Annotated in this window: 23 protein-coding genes; 11 read left to right on the plus strand and 12 right to left on the minus strand. The window is 71.7% G+C overall.

Annotated features, from left to right (window positions below; translation table 11 throughout):
• The first annotated feature begins 21 nt into the window (after positions 1 to 21).
• Together DEJ51_RS20615 and DEJ51_RS20620 are read left to right on the plus strand one after the other, a co-directional pair.
• On the plus strand, positions 22 to 1,299 hold the full coding sequence (locus tag DEJ51_RS20615; protein ID WP_150258888.1) for a thymidine phosphorylase: 1,278 nt from the start codon (positions 22 to 24) through the stop codon (positions 1,297 to 1,299).
• Between the two features lie 96 nt (positions 1,300 to 1,395).
• Complete coding sequence (locus tag DEJ51_RS20620) at positions 1,396 to 1,986, plus strand: Uma2 family endonuclease (RefSeq protein ID WP_150258889.1); 591 nt, start codon at positions 1,396 to 1,398, stop codon at positions 1,984 to 1,986.
• A gap of 6 nt (positions 1,987 to 1,992) precedes the next feature.
• Here the strand turns inward: DEJ51_RS20620 and DEJ51_RS20625 are convergent, their stop codons facing one another.
• A complete protein-coding gene (locus tag DEJ51_RS20625; RefSeq protein WP_223835900.1) occupies positions 1,993 to 2,298 on the minus strand; it encodes a hypothetical protein in 306 nt (101 codons plus the stop codon).
• Positions 2,299 to 2,353: 55 nt separating this feature from the next.
• Here DEJ51_RS20625 and DEJ51_RS20630 point away from each other — a divergent pair, with 55 nt between their 5' ends.
• On the plus strand, positions 2,354 to 2,689 hold the full coding sequence (locus tag DEJ51_RS20630; RefSeq protein ID WP_223835901.1) for an STAS domain-containing protein: 336 nt from the start codon (positions 2,354 to 2,356) through the stop codon (positions 2,687 to 2,689).
• Here the strand turns inward: DEJ51_RS20630 and DEJ51_RS20635 are convergent.
• Entirely contained in the window at positions 2,576 to 3,586 is a 1,011-nt protein-coding gene (locus DEJ51_RS20635; protein ID WP_150258891.1) for a sigma-70 family RNA polymerase sigma factor, read from the minus strand. The genes DEJ51_RS20630 and DEJ51_RS20635 overlap by 114 nt on opposite strands.
• 290 nt (positions 3,587 to 3,876) lie before the next feature.
• On the opposite strand from DEJ51_RS20635, the gene DEJ51_RS20640 reads away from it, so the two are divergent.
• Positions 3,877 to 5,085, plus strand: coding sequence for an MFS transporter (locus DEJ51_RS20640; RefSeq protein WP_352338167.1), 1,209 nt, complete (start codon positions 3,877 to 3,879; stop codon positions 5,083 to 5,085).
• A gap of 8 nt (positions 5,086 to 5,093) precedes the next feature.
• Here DEJ51_RS20640 and DEJ51_RS20645 read toward each other — a convergent pair whose 3' ends face one another.
• Both DEJ51_RS20645 and DEJ51_RS20650 read right to left on the minus strand, forming a co-directional pair.
• A complete protein-coding gene (locus DEJ51_RS20645) occupies positions 5,094 to 5,792 on the minus strand; it encodes a L,D-transpeptidase family protein (protein ID WP_190620510.1) in 699 nt (232 codons plus the stop codon).
• Between the two features lie 97 nt (positions 5,793 to 5,889).
• The gene (locus tag DEJ51_RS20650) at positions 5,890 to 7,173 is read right to left on the minus strand and encodes an MFS transporter (protein WP_150258894.1); all 1,284 of its coding nucleotides are present in this window, start codon (positions 7,171 to 7,173) and stop codon (positions 5,890 to 5,892) included.
• A 62-nt stretch (positions 7,174 to 7,235) separates the two neighbouring features.
• On the opposite strand from DEJ51_RS20650, the gene DEJ51_RS20655 reads away from it, so the two are divergent.
• Positions 7,236 to 8,213: a LysR family transcriptional regulator gene (locus tag DEJ51_RS20655; protein WP_190620963.1), complete on the plus strand. Its 978-nt coding sequence runs from the start codon at positions 7,236 to 7,238 to the stop codon at positions 8,211 to 8,213.
• On the opposite strand, the gene DEJ51_RS20660 is transcribed toward DEJ51_RS20655, so the two are convergent.
• From DEJ51_RS20660 to DEJ51_RS20670, 3 genes are all read right to left on the minus strand, one after another.
• The gene (locus tag DEJ51_RS20660; RefSeq protein ID WP_223835902.1) at positions 8,149 to 9,285 is read right to left on the minus strand and encodes a helix-turn-helix transcriptional regulator; all 1,137 of its coding nucleotides are present in this window, start codon (positions 9,283 to 9,285) and stop codon (positions 8,149 to 8,151) included. The two genes, DEJ51_RS20655 and DEJ51_RS20660, sit on opposite strands and share 65 nt — an antisense overlap.
• Positions 9,286 to 9,686: 401 nt before the next feature.
• Complete coding sequence (locus DEJ51_RS20665; RefSeq protein ID WP_150258896.1) at positions 9,687 to 10,058, minus strand: cupin domain-containing protein; 372 nt, start codon at positions 10,056 to 10,058, stop codon at positions 9,687 to 9,689.
• 76 nt (positions 10,059 to 10,134) lie between these two features.
• Positions 10,135 to 10,869, minus strand: a complete 735-nt coding sequence (locus DEJ51_RS20670; RefSeq protein WP_150258897.1) for an alpha/beta hydrolase — start codon at positions 10,867 to 10,869, stop codon at positions 10,135 to 10,137.
• A gap of 113 nt (positions 10,870 to 10,982) precedes the next feature.
• Between DEJ51_RS20670 and DEJ51_RS20675 the strand changes: the two genes are divergently transcribed.
• The 3 genes from DEJ51_RS20675 to DEJ51_RS20685 all read left to right on the plus strand — a co-directional run bounded on the left by DEJ51_RS20675 (position 10,983) and on the right by DEJ51_RS20685 (position 13,428).
• Positions 10,983 to 12,131, plus strand: coding sequence for an adenosine deaminase (locus DEJ51_RS20675; RefSeq protein WP_150258898.1), 1,149 nt, complete (start codon positions 10,983 to 10,985; stop codon positions 12,129 to 12,131).
• A 139-nt stretch (positions 12,132 to 12,270) separates the two neighbouring features.
• A complete protein-coding gene (locus tag DEJ51_RS20680) occupies positions 12,271 to 12,528 on the plus strand; it encodes a hypothetical protein (protein ID WP_150258899.1) in 258 nt (85 codons plus the stop codon).
• A gap of 132 nt (positions 12,529 to 12,660) precedes the next feature.
• Positions 12,661 to 13,428: a hypothetical protein gene (locus DEJ51_RS20685; protein WP_150258900.1), complete on the plus strand. Its 768-nt coding sequence runs from the start codon at positions 12,661 to 12,663 to the stop codon at positions 13,426 to 13,428.
• A 35-nt stretch (positions 13,429 to 13,463) separates the two neighbouring features.
• Here the strand turns inward: DEJ51_RS20685 and DEJ51_RS20690 are convergent, their stop codons facing one another.
• The 5 genes from DEJ51_RS20690 to DEJ51_RS20710 form a co-directional block, all read right to left on the minus strand.
• On the minus strand, positions 13,464 to 13,664 hold the full coding sequence (locus tag DEJ51_RS20690) for a PspC domain-containing protein (RefSeq protein ID WP_030012491.1): 201 nt from the start codon (positions 13,662 to 13,664) through the stop codon (positions 13,464 to 13,466).
• 37 nt (positions 13,665 to 13,701) lie between these two features.
• A complete protein-coding gene (locus DEJ51_RS20695) occupies positions 13,702 to 14,274 on the minus strand; it encodes a VanZ family protein (protein WP_150258901.1) in 573 nt (190 codons plus the stop codon).
• A gap of 95 nt (positions 14,275 to 14,369) precedes the next feature.
• Positions 14,370 to 15,020, minus strand: coding sequence for a PH domain-containing protein (locus DEJ51_RS20700; RefSeq protein WP_150258902.1), 651 nt, complete (start codon positions 15,018 to 15,020; stop codon positions 14,370 to 14,372).
• A gap of 36 nt (positions 15,021 to 15,056) precedes the next feature.
• Entirely contained in the window at positions 15,057 to 15,674 is a 618-nt protein-coding gene (locus tag DEJ51_RS20705; RefSeq protein WP_150258903.1) for a class F sortase, read from the minus strand.
• An 83-nt stretch (positions 15,675 to 15,757) separates the two neighbouring features.
• Entirely contained in the window at positions 15,758 to 17,017 is a 1,260-nt protein-coding gene (locus DEJ51_RS20710) for a hypothetical protein (protein WP_150258904.1), read from the minus strand.
• Positions 17,018 to 17,262: 245 nt separating this feature from the next.
• On the opposite strand from DEJ51_RS20710, the gene deoC reads away from it, so the two are divergent.
• Genes deoC through DEJ51_RS20725 form a run of 3 tightly spaced genes read left to right on the plus strand, consistent with a single transcriptional unit; the run spans position 17,263 to position 20,559 of the window.
• The gene (gene deoC, locus DEJ51_RS20715; RefSeq protein WP_150262049.1) at positions 17,263 to 18,225 is read left to right on the plus strand and encodes a deoxyribose-phosphate aldolase; all 963 of its coding nucleotides are present in this window, start codon (positions 17,263 to 17,265) and stop codon (positions 18,223 to 18,225) included.
• A gap of 5 nt (positions 18,226 to 18,230) precedes the next feature.
• Positions 18,231 to 19,667 (plus strand): aldehyde dehydrogenase family protein, encoded by a 1,437-nt coding sequence (locus tag DEJ51_RS20720; protein WP_033219643.1) that lies wholly within the window; start codon positions 18,231 to 18,233, stop codon positions 19,665 to 19,667.
• Entirely contained in the window at positions 19,660 to 20,559 is a 900-nt protein-coding gene (locus tag DEJ51_RS20725) for an aldehyde dehydrogenase family protein (protein WP_150258905.1), read from the plus strand. The genes DEJ51_RS20720 and DEJ51_RS20725 overlap by 8 nt, the downstream gene beginning before the upstream one ends.
• The last annotated feature ends 1 nt before the right edge of the window (position 20,560 follow it).

A 20,560-nucleotide genomic window follows, 5' to 3' on the forward strand; every position in this document is an offset into this window, starting at 1 on the left:
GCGCGTAGAAGGAAGCACCTCATGGACGTCATCTCCGTCATCCGGACCAAGCGGGACCGCGGTGAGCTGAGCCCCGAGCAGATCGACTGGGTCATCGACGCCTACACCCGCGGTGTCGTGGCCGACGAGCAGATGTCGGCGCTGGCGATGGCCATCCTGCTCAACGGCATGAACCGGACCGAGATCGCCCGCTGGACCGCGGCGATGATCGCCTCCGGCGAGCGCATGAACTTCGACTCCCTGGCCCGCCCGACCGCCGACAAGCACTCCACCGGCGGCGTCGGCGACAAGATCACCCTCCCGCTCGCGCCGCTCGTCGCCGCGTGCGGCGCGGCCGTGCCCCAGCTGTCGGGCCGCGGCCTCGGCCACACCGGCGGCACCCTCGACAAGCTGGAGTCCATCCCCGGCTGGCGCGCGCTGCTCTCCAACGAGGAGATGCTGCACGTCCTGGACACCACCGGCGCGGTCATCTGCGCGGCCGGCGACGGCCTGGCCCCCGCGGACAAGAAGCTCTACGCGCTGCGCGACGTCACCGGCACGGTCGAGGCCATCCCGCTGATCGCCTCCTCGATCATGTCGAAGAAGATCGCCGAGGGCACCGGCTCGCTCGTCCTGGACGTCAAGGTCGGCACCGGCGCCTTCATGAAGAACATCGAGGACGCCCGCGAGCTGGCCCGCACCATGGTCGGCCTCGGCACCGACTCGGGCGTCAAGACCGTCGCGCTGCTCACCGACATGTCCACCCCGCTCGGCCTGACCGCCGGCAACGCCCTCGAAGTCCGCGAGTCGGTCGAGGTCCTCGCCGGCGGAGGCCCCGCCGACGTGGTCGAGCTGACCATCGCGCTGGCCAAGGAGATGCTGGACGCGGCGGGCATCAAGGACGCCGACCCGGCGAAGGCCCTCGCCGACGGTTCCGCGATGGACCACTGGCGCCGGATGATCGCGGCCCAGGGCGGCGACCCGGACGCGACCCTCCCGGTCGCCCGCGAGCAGCACGTGGTGACGGCCCCCGAGTCGGGCGTCCTGACCCGCCTGGACGCGTACGGGGTCGGCGTCGCCGCCTGGCGCCTGGGCGCCGGCCGCGCACGCAAGGAGGACCCGGTGCAGGCGGGCGCGGGCGTCGAGCTCCACGCCAAGCCGGGCGACACCGTCACGGCCGGCCAGCCGCTGATGACCCTGCACACGGACACCCCGGAGAAGTTCGACTACGCCCTCGCCTCCCTGGCGGGCACGTACGACGTCGCTCCGGCGGGCACGGCCTTCTCCGCCACGCCGATCGTCCTGGACCGCATCGCCTGACCTGCGGCTTCCCCTTCGGGTGAACGGGACCGGTGGACCCCCGCCGGTCCCGTTCGGCATGCTGGGATCGGTGACGAACCGATTGAGGAGCACACCATGAGCGCACTCACCGTCCAGCAGGCGCCGCGGGGTGGCGACAGCTGGGAGGGCCTCGTCCGCCTCTGGGAGGAGACGGACTGGCCCGAGGGCTGCAAGGTGGAGATCATCGAGGGGATCGTCACCGTGGCACCACCGCTCGTCAACGACCACAACTTGATTGCGGAGTCCGTGCAGCGCTGCCTGTACACCGTGATCCCTGACGACTGGGACGTCTTCCAAACCCTCAACGTGGCCGTGCCCAGCCGTAGCGGACTCTACGTCCCGGACCTCGTGGTCGTTCCCAGGGAAGACGTTCCGGGAGGTGAGAACTTCGTTCCCGCAGCCGCCGCCGAGCTCGTCGTCGAAGTCACCTCCAAGTCGAACGCCGTCAACGACCGCGTGTCCAAACTCAAGGGATACGCCGCGGCGGGCATCCCGCTGTACCTGCTCATCGACCCGCACACGAAGGGCAGTCCCACCATCTACCTGTACGGCGAGCCGAGCGGTGGCCAGTACCGCCTTCTGCACGAGGGCAAGTTCGGCGAGGCCGTCCACCTTCCCGAGCCGTTCGACCTCGTCCTCGACACCTTCGGCTACCCCCGCCCCTGACCCGGCTCAGAGCACCGGCAGGGCCTCGCCCGGCTGCGGTTCACGCCGCTGCTCCAGCCAGAACAGGTAGCCGCGCAGGTAGGACTCCAGGCCGTCGTCGATGTGGGCGATGAAGTCCCGGTGGGGGGCGTCCAAGCGCCCGAGGGCCATCTCGTCGGTCGCGCCGGCGTAGAACGGGCCGGGCACGTTGCGCCAGTTCCGGTCCTCCCAGCGGCCGCCGAGTATCCGGCGCTCCAAGTAGGGGGTGGTCTCCATGAGCCGCCGTGCGGTGGGCATCGGGTCCCAGTAGGCGGGCCGGTTCGTGTGCGTCATCGCGTCATTGTGGGGGCCCGCGATGACTTCCGGTGGCCGGGGGAGTCACCCTCTCGTGGAGATCCAACGACTTGTGCTTCCCGGACCCGCACCGACCGCCCACGACGCAGCGGGGCTGTGCGAGCGCCTGGCCCGGCTGTACGAGGGCGGGGCGCGCGCGGTGGAGTGCGACGCGCGGGCCGTGACCGCGCCGGGGCTGGGCGCCGTCGAGGTGCTGGCCCGGCTGCGGCTGGCCGCCCGGGGGCGGCCGCTGTCGGTGAGCGGGGCCGGGCCCACCCTACGCGCCCTGCTGGACCTCGTCGGCCTCGTCGAGCTGCTCGGGGAGGCCGAACAGCGGGAACCACCGCGCGGTGTCCAGGAAGGCGTTGAGCCCGACGATCTTTCCGTCTGAGATCTCCAGCACCTGCAGGGCCCACGGGGTGTGCCCCGGCTTCCCGTCCTCGCGCGGGCGGTACTGGCCGAAGGCCGGCATGCCGTTCGCCGTCGTCGGGACCAGGCGGGAGCCCTTGCAGCCGATGCCCTGGTTGAGGTGCCAGGCCGCGATGTCCTCGTGGCCCCGGAGCCACAGGTCGAAGGGCGGCATCGAGAGCACCGCGTCCTCGTGGAGCAGGGTGGTGAGCCGCGAGATGTCGTAGGCCTCGAAGGCGGAGAGGTACTGCTCCAGCAGCTTGGCCTGGTCCGCGTCCAGCGGATCGGCCGGGTCGCTGTCGCGCAGCGACTGCCCGGCGAGCGTGGCCCGCGCCCGCTGGAGGGCGCTGTTCACCGAGGCCGTCGTGGTCTCCAGGAGCCGGGCCACCTCGTCGGCCTTCCAGGCCAGCACCTCGCGCAGGATGAGCACCGCCCGCTGCTTGGCCGGCAGGTGCTGGAGCGCGGCCACGAAGGCCAGCCGTACGGACTCCTTCGCCAGCGCCATCTCCGCCGGGTCGGCGGTCTGCGGCAGCACCCGCCCGTCGGGGACCGGCTCCAGCCAGGTCACCTCGGGGCGCTCGTTGAGCACGGCGGAGGCCTGGTGCTGCGGGGCGCTCAGGTCCATCGGGCGGGCCCGCTTGTTCCCGGCGTTCAGCAGGTCCAGGCAGACGTTGGTGGCGATCCGGTACAGCCACGAACGCAGCGAGGAGCGGCCCTCGAACTTCTCGTAGCTGCGCCAGGCGCGGACGTACGTGTCCTGCACCGCGTCCTCGGCGTCGAAGGACGAGCCGAGCATCCGGTAGCAGTAGCCGGTGAGCTCGACCCGGTACCGGTCCATGGCCGTGTCGAGGTCCATGTCCGTGGTGGTGAGATCGCTCATGTCCGTCCGTCCCCCTGCTCGTTCCACTCCTTCGGAACCTACCGGAGGGGTCTGACAACGGCAGCCGGAAGCGCTGAGCGCCCACATATGTCGTCATCAAGTTTCTTGACGTCAAGATTAATCTCCGGCAGTCTTCCGTCATGTATCTCGACGTCGAGATACATGACGGTGGGCGCGGTCGACGGGGGACTGGGATGCGGTACGGCGGGCGGATCCGGACAGCAGGGCAGGGGGACGGCGGTCTGCTGGCGCAACTGCGCCGGCCGCCCGGCGGCCGTGACGCACGGATCATGCTGCTCACCCAGGCGCTGGACCGGGCGGGCACCGGCGTGTGGGCCGCGTCCTCCGTCCTCTACTTCACCTTCGTCGTCGGTCTCGACGCCGGGCGGCTGGGCCTGCTGCTGGGCGCGGCCGCAGTGGCGGGCATCGCCGGTTCGCCGCTGGCGGGCCACCTCGCCGACCGCTTCCAGGTGCGCACCCTGCTGATCGGCTGCCACCTGATCCGCCTCGGAGCCCTGTGCGTGCTGCTGGTGGTCACCGACTTCGCCCTGCTGCTGCTCCTGTTCGCCGTCACCCACCTGGGAGACCGGGCGGCCAAGACGCTGGAGATGCTCTTCGCCACCAGGGTCGCGGGCGAACGGCGCTCCACCTACCAGGCGCTGTCGCGCAGCGCCGCGAACGCCGGATACGCCCTCGGCGCGGGCCTGGCCGCCGTCGGCCTCGCCGTCGGCACCCGGGGTGCCTACCAGGTGCTGATCCTGGCGAACGCGCTGTCGTTCCTCGTGGCCGCGGCCCTGGTGTGGCGCACCCGGGAGCCCCGCGGCCGCGGGCTCGTGGCCGCCCGGCCCGGGGCGCAGGAAGGCCCCGCGAAGGCCGGGCCCAGCCCCTGGCGGGACCGCGGCTACCTGCGCTTCGTCCTGCTGGACGTCCCGATGAACCTGGACGACTCGATCCTCGCCGTCGGCCTGCCGCTGTGGCTGGTCGGCCACACCGCGGCCCCGCACGCCCTGATCCCGGCCTTCCTGGTCCTCAACACCGTGCTCGTCGTCGCCCTGCAGCTCCGGGTGTCGGCGCGGGTCCGCGACGCCCGTCAGGCCGCGGGCGCCGTCGCCCTGTACGGCCTCACGACGCTCGCCTGCTGCGCCTTCCTGGCCGCCGCCCCCGCGGGCGGGGCCTGGGCCGCCGCACTGGCCCTGCTCGCCGCCGCCGTGCTGGCCACCGCGGCGGAGCTGATGCGCTCGGTGAGCTCCTGGGAACTGGCGGTCTCCCTCGCGCCGCAGGAGGCGCGCGCCTCGTACCTCGGGGTGGCCGGCATGGCCCAGTCCGTCCAGAAGTCCGCGGGCCCGCTGCTGCTCACCGGCGCGGTCATGGCGGCCGGCCCGGCCGGCTGGCTGGCCCTCGGCGCCGCGGTGACGGGTCTGGCCCTCGTGCAACGCCGCTCCGCCCTGCGCCGGTTGGACCACCTCGCCGCCCCGCCCGTACCCGCCGCCACGCGCTAGGTCCCGGCCTAGGTCCCGGGCTTGCGGCCGTACACGTAGACGTCCTCGCCCTGCCCCAGCAGGTTCCAGTACGCCTTCGCGTCGGCGGAGCGCATGTTCACGCAGCCGCCCGAACCGGGCGGGTTCCACATGCTCTTGGTGGTCGAGTGGAAGGCGATGCCGCCGTCGAAGAACTGCGCGTACGGCATCGAGACGTCGTAGAGCGTCGACCAGTGGTCGATGTTCCGGTAGTAGATCTTCTTCAGGCCGGTCCGGGTCTCCGTGCCGTCCTTGCCGGTGCGGACCGGCACGGGCCCGTACGTCAGGGTGGCGCCGTCCTGGATCCAGCTGAGCTGCCGCGTCAGGTCGACGCAGGCGATCCGCCCCCGGTTCACCGGGCAGTCGCCCGACCGGTTCGGGGTGGTGCCGGCCGCCCGCTGGGCGAGCATCGTGCTCATCGTCTGCCAGGTCAGCGGGCCGGCGTAGCCCTGCGTCGGGGTGATGCCGTGGCTCGCCTGGAAGGAGCGGATCGCCGTGCAGTCCGCCGCCGACTGCCTGCCGTCCACCGGCCGCCCCAGGAACTGTTCGACCTGCCGCTGGTACGGCCCGGTGGTGAGGTTGCAGGAGGCGGCGGCCTGCGCCGCCCCGCCTCCCGCGACCACCACCGGCAGCGCCAGCGCGAACGCCCCGCCCAGCACCGCCGCCCGCACCCCGATCCTCGTACCCATCCGGTCCTCCCCTGCTCGCACGGCATCGTGCATCGTCCTCCGTGTTGAATGCCCGGAAAACCAGCAGGGGTTGCTCGTAGGCGGAGCGTAGATTTCGTCAGCGCGCGCCCACGGCCGACGCCGGCATCCGCCGCTCGGCACGCGCCGCGTGCGACCCGTACAGGGTGATCGACACGACGCCCAGCACTGCCAGCAGTGCGATGCCGACCGTGGCCGCCCAGCCCGCCGAGTGGTAGGCGAGGGCGCCCAGGGTGCCGCCCGCGCTGGAGCCGAGGTAGTACGCCGACTGGTAGAGCGCCGAGGCCTGCGCCCGGCCGGTCTTCGCCGTCCGGCTCACCGCGGCCGAAGCCACCGCGTGCCCCGCGAAGAAGCCCGCGGTGATCAGGACCAGCCCGAGCACGATCGCGACCAGGGAGTCGGACAGCGACAGCAGCAGTCCGAGCGCCGTGGTCGTCACGGCCAGGTACAGCGCGCCGCGCCGTCCGGTACGGGCCACCAGCTTGCCCGCGGCGGCCGAGGAGACCGTACCGACCAGGTAGATCAGGAAGATCGACCCGACCACTCCCTGCCCGAGCGAGAACGGCTCGTCCACCAGGCGGTAGCCGATCACGGTGTAGACCGCCCCGAAGACCGTCATGAACAGCGCGCCGATCCCGTACAGGCGCAGCAGCAGCGGATCACGCAGATGACCGGCGACGGTACGGCCCACCGCGCGCGGGTTCAGCGACGCCGGGCGGAAGAACCGCGCCCTCGGCAGCAGCACCAGGAAGGCCACGGCGCACGCCAGCGCCATCAGGGCGACGGCCAGCAGGCCCGCCCGCCAGCCCCACAGCTGTGCGGCCCAGCCGGTCACGAGGCGACCGCTCATGCCGCCGATCGAGTTCCCCGCCACGAACAGGCCGATCGCCGCCACCAGGGCCTTCGGCTTCACTTCCTCCGCCAGGTACGCCATCGCGGAGGCCGGGATCCCGGCGATCGCCGCACCCTGCACGGCGCGCAGCGCCACCAGCCACTCGACGTTCGGCGCGAACGGCACCAGCAGGCCGACGCCGACGGCGATCACCATCGAGTACGTCATCATCCGGGTGCGGCCGAAGCGCTCGGACAGGGCGCTCAGCGGGAGGACGAACAGCGCGAGCGCGCCGGTGGCCGCGGACACCGTCCAGCTGGCCTGGCCCGCCGTCACCCCGAAGCCGGCGGAGATCGCGGGCAACAGCGCCTGGGTGGAGTAGAGGAGGGCGAAGGTCGCGAGTCCGGCGGCGAAGAGCGCGAGGCTCATCCGGCGGTAGCCGGGGCGGCCGGGGGAGAGGGGCTGCGGTGCGGGGGACGACGGGGTGGAGGCACCCGGGATGACGGGTGCCCCGGTATGAACGGGAGGCATGCTTCGACGTTAGGCCCGTCTTTTTCATGCGTCCAATGCACGGAATCGTGATAATCGATCCACTGATGCATCAACCCAGCTCAGAGGCGTGGATGTCGATGAACCGTTACGTAGAAGACATGGCAGTGACAACTCTGCTGGCGCCGCGGCTGGCGTATTTCGTCGCCGTCGCCCGCCACGAGCACGTCACCCGCGCCGCCCACGAGCTGGGCGTCCCGCAGTCCACCCTGTCCCGCGCCATGGTCCGGCTCGAACAGGACCTCGGCGTCACGCTGTTCGCCCGCAAGGGCCGTACGGTCGCGCTCACCACGGCCGGCCGCACCTTCCTGGCCTCGGCGGAGCACGCCCTGACGGAGATCGACCGCGCCGCCGAATCCGTGCAGCAGGACGCCGATCCGGCGGCCGGCAAGGTGGCCTTCGGCTTCCTGCACACCCTCGGGTCCGAGACGGTACCCGGCCTCATCCGCGCCTTCCGCGCCGACCACCCGCGCATCCGCTTCTCCCTCGTACAGAACTACGGCGAGGCCATGCTGGAGAAGCTCCGGGCCGGCGAACTCGACCTGTGCCTGACCTCCCCGCTGCCGGACGCCCCCGACCTGGTCGCCCGGCGCCTCGACGAACAGCGGCTGCGGCTGGTGGTCCCGGACGACCACCGGCTCGCCACCCGTAAGCGCATCCGCCTCGCCGAGGCCGCCGAGGAAACCTTCGTCACCCTGGAGCCCGGCTACGGCATGCGCCGGATCACCGACGACCTGTGCGCGGAGGCCGGGTTCACCCCGAAGGTCGCCTTCGAGGGCGAGGAGGCCGAGACCCTGCGCGGCCTGGTCGCCGCCGGCCTGGGCGTCGCCCTCCTGCCGCCCCCGGCCGTGCCCCGCCCAGGCGTGGTCGAGCTGACGGTCACCGCCCCGCGAGCCGTCCGCGAGATCGGCCTCGCCTGGCTCGACGGCCACCCCGACACCCCGCCCGTGGCGGAGTTCAAGCGCTTCCTCCTCTCCCGCCGTGGCCGCCTGATCCCCGAACTGGACCCGTCTGTCGGGTGATCGGGTCCCCGGCAGGTCCGGAAGCGACCGTCCGCGGCGTGTCCTGCCGGCCGGGCGGCGGGGCTGCCGCCGCCGCGAGCAAGTAGCCCGCCTGGAAGCGGGACTTGGCGCCCACCGCGCGCATGATCTCGGCGATGTGCCGCTGGCAGGTCCGCTCCGACATGCCCAGGCGGCGGGCGATCACCTTGTCCTCCAGTCCCTCCGACAGCAGCCGGACGATCATCTGCCGCAGCTCGTCCGAGATCGACCGGGCCGCCTCCGGGCTCACCGACGTCGGGAAGGGCTCCGCGCCCACCCAGGAGCGCTCGAAGGCCGCCGTCATGAAGTGCACGACGCTCGGCTCCCGCACCACCAGCGCGGCCCCGCTGCGGTCCGGCACCGCCATCAGGCCCGTGTGCTCGTCGAAGACCAGCATCCGCATCAGCCCGTCGCCCAGGGTGCGTACCTGCGCGCCCAGCGCCGTCACCCGCTCGACGTACGCCGCCGTCGGCCGGGAGTAGCGTGCCGTGTGCTGGTAGATCGTGCGCATCCGGACCCCGCGCGTCAGCAGCGACTCGTCCCGCCCGATCGACTCTTCCAGCGTCTCCAGCGGGCGGCCCCCGCCCGGCTGGGAGGTCAGCAGCTCCCGTTCGCACGTCGCGACCAGCTCGGCGATCAGCCCCCGTACCGCTCCGAGGTCCGTGACCAGCTCCAGCCGGCCCGACCCGCTGAGGTCCCGGTGCGCGGTCCCCGCCTCGTACGCGGGCACCAGCGCCTCCAGCCGCCCGCGCAGCCGGTCCATCTCGTCGTGGGTCTCCCGTACGAGCAGGGCCAGCGGAGCCAGCGCCCGGGCCGCGGCGGCCCGGGGGGCCACCGCGCTCCAGCGGTCCGGGGCGTCACCCGGGGCGCGCTGGAGCAGGTGCGCGGCGGCCAGCTCGGTGATGGCGGCCGCCGCGCGTACGCCGAGAGCCCCGGTGGCCTCACAGGTGTCAAAGGCGTGCCGCTCGACGGCGTACGCGTAAAGGCGCCGGGCGGCGGGGCTCAGCTCCCCGGCCGCTCCGGCGGACCCGGGCCCGGATTCCTCGGCACGCATACGCCTATCCGTCCCGGGTTGTACCTGTTTGTAAACCCCTCGTGTTCCCGCAAGGCGGCAAGACGACGCCTGGACGGTCGTCATCGGCACAGGCTGAAGGGGCACAGTGGCAGGACGGCGTGAGGGGGAAGCGCGGTATGCGGCAGCGGACACCCAGGCGAGCACGGGGGCCCGTGTCCTGCTGAGCCCGCGGCCTGCCGTGGTGGTCGCGCCAGATCCATCGGTGCCGTCCGACCGTGAGGGGGCGGAGCGGCCGGTACGGACGGACTGGCGCGACCCCGAAACGCGGCACCGGAAGGTGTCCCGGGAACGAGCCCGCGCGAGGTGTCGCCGCCGGGCGTCACCCGAGGGGCGTCACCCGAGGGGCGTCACCCGAGGGGCGCCGGCGAGAGCGCGGGCCCTCAGCCGGAGTCCGGCTTCGCGTAGTCGACGTAGCCCGTCCAGTCGAGCGCGACGCACGGCTCGTCACCCAGGACCCAGGCGTCGTGTCCGGGCGCGATCTGGATGAAGTCGCCAGGGCCGATCTCGCCGCTCTCCCCGTCGTCCATGACGATCTTCATCCGGCCGCTCACCACGTACCCGGTGTGGGCGGAGCGGCAGCTGTCCGTGCCGGCCAGCGGCTTGATGTGCAGCGACCAGCGCCAGCCCGGCTCGAAGACCGCGCGCCCCACCGCCCCGCCCTCGGTGTTGAACAGGTCCAGCCTGCCCGTACCGGCTTCAAAGGGACGTGTCTCGTCGGGCTTGTCGAAGTTCCTGTGGACCAATCCGCCCATGGCCGGTCGCCTCCGGGAGTCGAGCAGCACCCCGAGTCCGCTTCCCACGCTACGCGCACCGCGCGGGGCCCGTGGATCACCGCCTCAGGGACCTCCCGAACCCCGAGGCCAGCGGCATCCGCAGGCCCAGCGGCGGGGGTGCGGCCAGGGCGTCCGTCACCGGCCGCGAGTACCGTCCCGAGGAGACCGCGCCCAGGATGAAGTCCACGGCCAGCGCCACGACTTCCGGCTGGTGCTCGTGCAGCCCGTGCCCGTCGGAATGCACCTCGAAGCGGCACGTCGTCCGGTTCGCCTTCTTCGCGCGCGCCGCCAGCCGGAAGGAGTCCTCCGGGTCGCTGCGCGCGTCGTTGGTGCCGTGCACGATCAACACCTGCCGTCCCGACAGCTGTTTCACCGGTTCAGGGGAGTCGGCCCGCTCCGTCGCCGCCAGACAAGGGGCGATCGCCACGACCGAGTTGACGGCCCCGTGCCCCGCCGCCCGCAGTGCGGCCAGACCGCCGGTGTCGTAGCCGGCCAGGCACACCGGCACGTCCCCGTACCGGCGTACCGCCTCGTCCGCGGCCCACGCCGCCTGCTCCTCGCGGGCGGTGTCCCCGCCGTGGATCACCATGTGCGTGACCAGGCCTTCCGGCCCGCCCGCCCGGGCCAGCGCCCGCGCGAGCGGACGCATGGGACCCGGCGAGAATCTGGAGGCCCCCGGAAGCAGGAGCACCACCCCGTTGACCGCACTGTCCGTCGAACCCGAGCCGGTTCTCGCGCCGGCCGCCCGCCCCAGGCGGGCCCCGCGCGCCGGCGGCGCATGCTGTGCCATGGCGGAACAGTCTCAGACCTTCGGGTGTACGCCATCCGTCCGCGCGGTCTCTGTTACATATCGACGCCCGCCGGGGACATTCCGCTCTACGCGCGTAGGAGTAGAGTGCGCAGATGACGAGCGAGACCCCCAACCTGCCGACCCCGGACCAGATCCGTCGTTCCCCGAAGGTGCTCCTGCACGATCACCTCGACGGTGGACTGCGCCCCGGGACCATCATCGAGCTGGCCCGCGAGGTCGGCTACGAGAACCTCCCCGAGACCGACGCCGACAAGCTCGGCATCTGGTTCCGCGAGGCCGCCGACTCCGGCTCCCTGCCCCGCTACCTGGAGACCTTCGCGCACACCTGCGCGGTCATGCAGACGAAGGCCGCCCTCTTCCGGGTCGCCGCCGAGTGCGCCGAGGACCTGGCCGAGGACGGCGTCGTCTACGCCGAGATCCGCTACGCCCCCGAACAGCACCTCGAAGCCGGCCTGACCCTCGAAGAGGTCGTCGAGGCCGTGAACGACGGCTTCCGCGAGGGCGAGCGCCGCGCGAAGGCGAACGGCCACCGCATCCGCGTGGGCGCCCTGCTGACCGCGATGCGCCACGCCGCCCGCGCGCTGGAGATCGCCGAACTGGCGAACCGCTACCGCGACAACGGTGTGGTCGGCTTCGACATCGCCGGCGCAGAGGCCGGGTTCCCTCCCACCCGCCACCTCGACGCCTTCGAGTACCTCAAGCGCGAGAACAACCACTTCACCATCCACGCGGGCGAGGCCTTCGGTCTGCCGTCGATCTGGCAGGCACTGCAGTGGTGCGGCGCCGACCGCCTCGGCCACGGCGTGAAGATCATCGACGACATCGAGGTCGCCGAGGACGGTTCCGTGACGCTGGGCCGCCTGGCCTCGTACGTCCGGGACAAGCGCATCCCCCTGGAGATGTGCCCGACCTCGAACCTGCAGACCGCGGCGGCCGCCTCGTACGCCGAGCACCCGATCGGTCTGCTGCGCAAGCTGCACTTCAGGCTCACGGTCAACACGGACAACCGCCTGATGAGCGGCACCAGCATGAGCCGCGAGTTCGAGCACCTGGTCGACACCTTCGGCTACACCCTCGAAGACATGCAGTGGTTCACCGTCAATGCGATGAAGTCCGCGTTCATTCCTTTCGATGAACGACTGGCCATGATCAATGAAGTGATCAAGCCCGGCTACGCGGAGCTGAAGTCGGAGTGGCTGTTCCAGCAGACCGCTTCCACCAGGGGTTCTGTCTCGGCCTAGGTCATGGCATGACGTAGAGGAAGCGCCCGGGAGGGATAATTCCCGGGCGCTTTCTCGTATTTAAGGATGTTTGCGGACGGGGGTTTGAAGTGACTAGTTTGCGGAGCCGCTCAATTCCCCGTCGCAAGGACAACTTTTCATGAAGAAGTCAGCTGCCAAGACCCTCGGTACCGCCGTTCTCGGTGTCGCCTTCGCCGCCGTCGCCGCCGGCACCGCCTCCGCCGCCGTTCCGGCGGTCGGCCTCACCGACGCGCTGGGCACCGCCACGGGCATGCTCCAGGGCGCCACCAGCCAGCAGCAGGTGGGCGGCGAGGCTCAGCAGTCGAGCGACCCCACCTCTCAGGTCACCGGAGCCCTGGCCCCGCTGACCGGCGCCCTGAACGGCCTCGGCAGCTGATCCTGCCACCGCCGTGACCCGTACACGTGTGCGGTGGGTGCATGCTCCTCGATCGGGCATGTGTCCCGCCGCGCCGTGTGCCACGATCGCCACCAACTGCCCGCCGACGTCTTGGGTACGAGGTTCTCGGTCATGCGCATGAAGGCACGAGCGACGATGGTCGCGCTGCTCCCCACCCTGCTGGTCGCGACGGTGGGGTGCAGTACTACGAACACCCCAGCGACGGGCAAGGCCCCCGACCCCAAGGGCTCCGCGGGCAGCGTCTCCGCCGCGCCCGGAGCCCCCGCGCCGTCCGCCGCGGCGAAGGCACCGGCCGCGTCGAAGACCGGTGGCAGCAGGCTTGAGCGGTCCGCGCTGGCACAGGGCGACCTGCCCGGCTACCAGGTCTCCGCCCAGGGCAAGAACCCGGCCGCCCCGGACGGCCAGCCGCAGGCCGACAAGAAAGCCTGCCAGCCGCTGGCCGACGTCATGGGCGACAAGCCGGACCCGTCCGCGCGCGAGACCCTCAGCCGGGGGGTCGGCTCCCAGAAGCAGGTCGGGCTGGCCGTCTCCGCCTCCGTCAGCTCCTACTCCGAGAGCGACGCCAAGGCGCTGATCGCCCGGCTCAAGGCCGCCGTCGCGGCCTGCGGTACGGGCTTCTCGGCCACGGTCGAGAAGCAGACCGGCGCCTACCGCGAGGTGCGCCCCGCCGACTACCGCACGGGCGGCGACGAGAGCGTCAGCTGGACCATGACCGCCGCCGCCGAGGGCGTCTCGGCGCAGGTCCACCTGGTCGTCGTACGGGAGGGCGACACCGTCGTGCGGCTGATGGCCCTCGACGTGGTGTCGGCCCAGCAGAAGGCGCGGGTGCCGCAGGAAGTGGCCGACAAGCAGCTGGAGAAGGTCCGGCAGGCCGGCTGACCGGACGACGACCGGACGACCCGCCGGCCGCCGGACTACCAGGCGGCCGAAGCGGACTTCTCGTTCGGCAGCAGGACCCACAGCGCTATGTAGATCAGGAACTGCGGGCCGGGCAGCAGGCACGAGACGACAAAAATGGCGCGCATCGCGTTCGTCGAAATTCCGAAACGCCGCGCCAGTCCGGCGCAGACCCCGCCGATCCAGCGGCCGTCACGGGGGCGGACCAGGGCGCTCATGGGATTCTCCTTCGTCGGTATCGCTTTCTGCGATGACTCAATACTCCCGCTGGACCGCCGACAGAACGTCGGTCCAGGGGCCGAGCCCGACCCTGGAAATCTTCGGGGTGTCCCCCTGATAAACGGTGTGTGAGCGCCTCAGCCGGGCCCGCAGCGCCGGTACGACGGCCACGTGCGCGAGCACCACACCGGCCGTGTTCAGCAGCACCGAGTCCACGTCCACGACCTGCCCAGGAACCGCGGTCTGCAGCATCTCGATGCATACCGAGACCAGAGCGCCCGCGGCGGCCGTCCGGGCCAGCGAGGACCACGCGGACAGGGCCGACGGCGCGAGCCGGCCACTGATCAGCGGCACCAGCACCCCGAGCGGAGCCAGCAGCGCGAGCCCCTCGCCGATCTGCCGGGCGGCCTCCAGCGGCCCGAGGGCCAGATCCGCGGTGATCCCCTCCAGCGGGCTCAGATTGGCCGCCGCGGCCCAGGGCACGTCCAGCGGCCGCAGAGTCAGCCAGCCGACGACCGCGAAATGGGCGGCGAGCAGGACCCCGGCCAGGAGTCGGAGACGGAGGTGGATCGCGGTGGCGGCGCTTTCGCCGGCCTCATGACGCTGCACACCTGCGAGGACGCATCACCCGGTAGCCCCGGTTCCGGCCGGGAGGGGGGTGTGGCGGGGAGCACCCGGCCGGGCCGGGCCGGCGTCCTGGCCGGTCAGCGCGTGGCGATGAGGACGATCAGCAGCAGCGCGCCGACCACGGCCGGCGCGATGATCTCGTAGGACCAGCGCACACGCACACTGCCCTGCGCGCCCGGCCGCGCGGCGTTCAGCTCGGCCAGCCCCTGCAGCTCGTCGACGATCTTGTCGGCGCTGGCCCGCATCGGTTCGGAGGCGGCGGCCGAGGTGCGGGCGCGCGAGGTGGCGCCCGAGCTGCCCGGGTCGCGGCGGTCGATCGCGTTGCGGCGCATCTGCTGCCGGTTGGCCTTCTTCCGCTCCCGCAGCGAGACGGGCACCGACCAGAGCTGGTACTTCGATCCCTCGGCCAGCACCTCGGCCGAGTACCCGGCGCGCACCGCGTCCACGGCCGCCCAGGGCAGTTCGATGATCCGGAAGGGGTTCCGCACGCGCATCCGGTCCTCGTTGGCGAAGACGGCCGGGCGGATCGTGAACGCGACGATCAGCGGTACGACGCACAGCGCCACCGCCAGTCCGATCCACGGGGTGTCGCCGGAGCCCCGTAGCACGGCGTCGCCGCAGAGCCAGGCCGTCAGCGCGAGCAGCAGGACCCCCGAGACGATACCCATGGAGGATCGGTAGACCCGGTCTGCGTACACCGGCTCGTCGCTCGGCTGCTGGCTGCTCATGGGGTCGATTCTGCCCCACGGCGCCGCGTGGGTGGATCAGCCGACGAGATCGGCGTACAGGATGATGTTGTCGGGCCGGTGGCCGTCGGTGAGTTCGCCGCCGCAGGTGATGACGCGCAGCTCGGGGCGGGTGGTGTCGCCGTACACCTTGGCGGTCGGGAACGCGTCCTTCCCGACCTGCTCCAGCTCCCGCACGCGGAAGACGGCGGTGGTGCCGTCCGCCCGGGAGACGGTGATCTCCTCGCCGGTGCGCACGCGCGAGACGTCCTTGAGTACGGCCGGGCCGCGTGCGGTGTCGAAGTGGCCGATCAGCACGGCGGGGCCGGTCTGGCCGGGCGTGACGCCCTTGGTGTACCAGCCGATCTTGTCGGCGTCGGCCACCGAGGGCACCTCGACGGTGCCGTCGGCTGCCAGTCCCAGCCCCAGCACCGGGGAGGCGTCCACCCCGGCCGAGGGGATCCGGACGCGCACCGGCGCGGACGCGGGCATCGCGGTGGCGGTCGGGGCGACGGCCGGTTCGGCGGACGCCGGGGTGATGTGCGGAGCCGGAACGGCCGGCGCCGGGTCCGCGGCGGGGGAGCCGCCGCAGCCGGTCAGGGCGGCGAGGGCGAGCGGGGCGAGCAGTGCGGTGGCGCGGAGGGCGGCGCGGGACATGCGGGGGCTCCTGGAAACGGGGACCGGCGGGCCACCACGAGGGTGGCCCGCCTGGAGGTCGGGCGGTGCGGGGCGGCCGTGCGTCAGCCGTGGCTGCGGCGACGGCGCAGGACGGTCGCGCCGACCGCGGCGACGACCGCGAGCAGGCCCGCGCCGGCGGCGAGGGTGATGCTGTCGTCGGTGTCCTCGGAGGCGATCTCGGCGCCCGCGGCGACGGATCCCTGCGGGACGACGGTGGTCTGGCCCGTGGTCTGGGCGGAGACGTTCGTGCCGGTCACCGGCTTCGTGGCGGAGGGCTCGGGCTTCGGGGCCGGGGTCTCCTCGGTGACCCGGTAGTCGGGGGTGCAGCCCTTGGGGAGGGCGGGGAAGGTCTCGAAGCCGGAGGGCACGTTCGGGCCGCCCTGGGTCTTCCACTCGAAGACGGGCTTGGCGCCGCTGGGGTTGTTGATGCGGGCGAAGTAGGCGTCGGAGCCCTTGGGGTTGGTTCGGGTCAGGGTCTGGGACCAGGTCGAGCTCGGGTCGGCGCTGTGCATGACGACCTGGGGGCCCTTGGGGGAGGTGGTGAGGTCGGCCAGGATGCCTGCGCCGAGGTCCACCTTCTTGACGTCGGAGACGCACGAGGCGGGCTTGTCGTCGTGGACCGGGTACCCCGGGGTGCAGCCCTTGGGGAGGGCGGGGAAGGTCTCGAAGCCGGAGGGCACGTTCGGGCCGCCCTGGGTCTTCCACTCGAAGACGGGCTTGGCGCCGCTGGGGTTGTTGATGCGGGCGAAGTAGGCGTCGGAGCCCTTGGGGTTGGTTCGGGTCAGGGTCTGGGACCAGGTCGAGCTCGGGTCGGCGCTGTGCATGACGACCTGGGGGCCCTTGGGGGAGATGGTGAGGTCGGCCAGGATGCCGGCGCCCAGGTCCACCTTCTTGACGTCGGAGACGCAGTCGGCCGGGCCCGTCGTTCCCTCCGGCAGCGGGAAGGACTGGGTCTTGCCGTCCTTGGTCGCGGTCAGGACGTGGCCCTTGCCGCTCGTGACCAGCTTCAGCTCCAGCCCGTTGGCCGAGATGGAGGGCCCGCCCGGGGTCAGCACACCGAGGGAGCGGGTCGGGAAGGTGTCCGGCTGCCCCGACCCGAGGGCCAGGATCTCCGCCTCCGGCCCGCCGGCGGTGTGCCGCACCACCGCGACGAACCCTGGTGCGATGTTGATCCGCGTTCCCGCTTCGTGGTCGCTGCCCGCGACGGACGCGGCCGGACCGGCCTTCGGGGCCGTGGCCGCGTAGGCGGTGCCCGCGACCGGGGCGAGGAGGGCACCGGCGAGGACGGCGGTGGCGACGGAGGCACGGAGGGCGGTACGCATAACGACTCCTTGAAGCTTGTGGCTCGGGAAGGTGGAGGAGAGTCGCATGCCGCGGTTTTCTCTTTCGGTGTGAGCCGGGTGAGTGTCTGGCGGGCTGCTGAGAACAAACTTACGGATCTTGTTCGCGCGGAAGATCCTGCTCCTGTCATGGACGTGTAACGGAGAGTGGAGGTGTCGATTCCATAGCGGAACCGGGGACGGGGGTGACAGGTCGCTACGCGCGTAGATATGCTCATCTGGTGACCATGCCCACCACCCTCACCGCATTCGCTGACGTGACGACGTCCGACAGCGCGCTGCGCCGCTTCCTGCACGGGCTGCCCGGCGTCGACGCTGTCGGCCTGGAGGCCCGCGCGGCCTCCCTCGGCACCCGTTCGATCAAAACGACGGCCAAGGCGTACGCCATCGACCTGGCCATCTCGATGATCGACCTGACGACGCTGGAAGGCGCGGACACCCCGGGCAAGGTCCGGGCGCTCTCCGCCAAGGCCGTCAACCCCGATCCGACCGACCGTACGACCCCGATGACGGCCGCCGTCTGTGTCTACCCCGACATGGTGGCCACGGCGAAGGCGGCGCTGAACGGCGCCGACGTCAAGATCGCCTCCGTCGCGACCGCCTTCCCGGCCGGCCGCGCCGCCCTGCCCGTCAAGCTCGCCGACACCCGTGACGCCGTCGCCGCCGGCGCCGACGAGATCGACATGGTCATCGACCGTGGCGCCTTCCTCGCCGGCCGCTACCTGGAGACGTACGAGCTGATCAAGGCCGTCAAGGAGGCCTGCGTCCGCGAGGACGGCAGCGCCGCACGCCTGAAGGTCATCTTCGAGACCGGCGAACTGTCGACCTACGACAACATCCGCCGCGCCTCCTGGATCGGCATGCTCGCGGGCGCCGACTTCATCAAGACGTCGACCGGCAAGGTCGGGGTCAACGCCACTCCGGCGAACACCCTGCTCATGCTCGAAGCCGTACGCGACTTCCGCGCGCAGACTGGAATCCAGATCGGCGTGAAGCCGGCCGGCGGCATCCGCACCACCAAGGACGCCATCAAGTTCCTGGTCCTGGTCAACGAGACCGCGGGCGAGGACTGGCTGAGCAACACCTGGTTCCGCTTCGGCGCCTCCAGCCTGCTCAACGACCTGCTGATGCAGCGCCAGAAGCTGAGCACCGGCCGTTACTCCGGTCCCGACTACGTGACGGTGGACTGATCACCATGGCATCTGTATTCGAGTACGCACCGGCTCCCGAGTCCCGCTCGGTCGTCGACATCGCCCCCTCCTACGGGCTCTTCATCGACGGTGAGTTCACCGACGCCGCCGACGGCAAGGTCTTCAAGACCGTCTCGCCGAGCAGCGAGGAGGTCCTCGCCGAGGTCGCCCAGGCGGGCGCCGCCGACGTGGACCGCGCCGTGAAGGCCGCCCGCAAGGCCTTCGCCTCCTGGTCCGCGCTGCCCGGCTCCGAGCGCGCCAAGTACCTCTTCCGCATCGCCCGGATCATCCAGGAGCGCAGCCGCGAGCTCGCCGTCCTGGAGACCCTGGACAACGGCAAGCCGATCAAGGAGACCCGCGACGCGGACCTCCCGCTGGTCGCCGCGCACTTCTTCTACTACGCGGGCTGGGCCGACAAGCTCGACCACGCGGGCTACGGCCCGAACCCGCGCCCGCTCGGCGTGGCCGGCCAGGTCATCCCGTGGAACTTCCCGCTGCTGATGCTGGCCTGGAAGATCGCCCCGGCGCTCGCCACCGGCAACACCGTCGTGCTGAAGCCCGCCGAGACGACCCCGCTCTCCGCGCTGTTCTTCGCGGACATCTGCCGCCAGGCGGGCCTGCCCAAGGGCGTCGTCAACATCCTCACCGGCTACGGCGACGCGGGCGCGGCCCTCGTCGAGCACCCGGACGTCAACAAGGTCGCCTTCACCGGCTCGACCGCCGTGGGCAAGAAGATCGCCCGCCACGTCGCCGGCACCGACAAGAAGGTCACCCTGGAGCTGGGCGGCAAGGGCGCCAACATCGTCTTCGACGACGCCCCGATCGACCAGGCCGTCGAGGGCATCGTCAACGGCATCTTCTTCAACCAGGGCCAGGTCTGCTGCGCGGGCTCCCGCCTGCTGGTCCAGGAGTCGATCCACGACGAGCTGCTGGACTCCCTCAAGCGCCGCCTGTCCACGCTGCGCCTGGGCGACCCGCTCGACAAGAACACCGACATCGGCGCGATCAACTCCGCCGAGCAGCTCGCCCGGATCACCGCGCTCGCGGAGACCGGTGAGGCCGAGGGTGCCGAGCGCTGGTCCCCGGCGTGCGAGCTGCCGTCCTCCGGCTACTGGTTCGCCCCGACGCTCTTCACGAACGTCACCCAGGCGCACACCGTCGCCCGCGACGAGATCTTCGGCCCGGTGCTGTCCGTGCTGACCTTCCGTACGCCCGACGAGGCCGTCGCCAAGGCCAACAACAGCCAGTACGGCCTGTCCGCCGGCATCTGGACGGAGAAGGGCTCGCGCATCCTCGCGGTCGCGAACCAGCTCCGCGCGGGCGTCGTCTGGGCCAACACGTTCAACAAGTTCGACCCGACCTCGCCCTTCGGCGGCTACAAGGAGTCGGGCTTCGGCCGCGAGGGCGGCCGCCACGGCCTGGAGGGCTACCTCGATGTCTGAGTCTTCTGCGACCCGCCTGAACGTCTTCAAGACCTACAAGCTGTACGTCGGGGGCAAGTTCCCCCGCTCCGAGAGCGGCCGGGTGTACGAGGTGTCCGACTCCAAGGGCAAGTGGCTGGCCAACGCTCCGCTGTCCTCCCGCAAGGACGCCCGTGACGCGGTCGTCGCGGCCCGCAAGGCCTTCGGCGGCTGGTCCGGCGCGACCGCCTACAACCGCGGACAGATCCTCTACCGCATCGCCGAGATGCTGGAGGGCCGCCGCGACCAGTTCGTCCGCGAGGTCGGCGAGGCCGAGGGCCTGTCCAAGTCGAAGGCCGGCGCGGTCGTCGACGCGGCCATCGACCGCTGGGTCTGGTACGCGGGCTGGACCGACAAGATCGGCCAGATCGTGGGCGGGGCCAACCCGGTCGCGGGCCCGTTCTTCAACCTCTCCACCCCGGAGCCGACCGGTGTCGTCACGGTCGTCGCCCCGCAGGAGTCGTCCTTCCTGGGCCTGGTCTCGGTGATCGCCCCGGTGATCGCGACGGGCAACACCGCCGTCGTCATCGCCAGCGAGAAGTCCCCGCTGCCGGCCCTCTCCCTGGGCGAGGTGCTCGCGACCTCCGACCTGCCCGGCGGCGTGGTCAACATCCTGTCCGGCAAGGCCGGCGAGATGGGCCCGCACCTGGCGTCCCACCAGGACGTCAACGCGATCGACCTGGCGGGCGCCGATCCGGCGCTGGCCAAGGAGCTGGAGATCGCCGCGGCCGACAACCTCAAGCGCGTCCTGCGTCCACAGCCTGTGGACGACTGGAGCGCCGACCCGGGCACGTCGCGCATGACGGCGTTCCTGGAGACCAAGACCGTCTGGCACCCCACCGGGTCGCTGGGCGCGGGCGGCTCGTCCTACTAGT

This window comes from Streptomyces venezuelae (assembly GCF_008642275.1).
GTDB classification, from domain to species: Bacteria; Actinomycetota; Actinomycetes; order Streptomycetales; family Streptomycetaceae; genus Streptomyces; species Streptomyces venezuelae_E.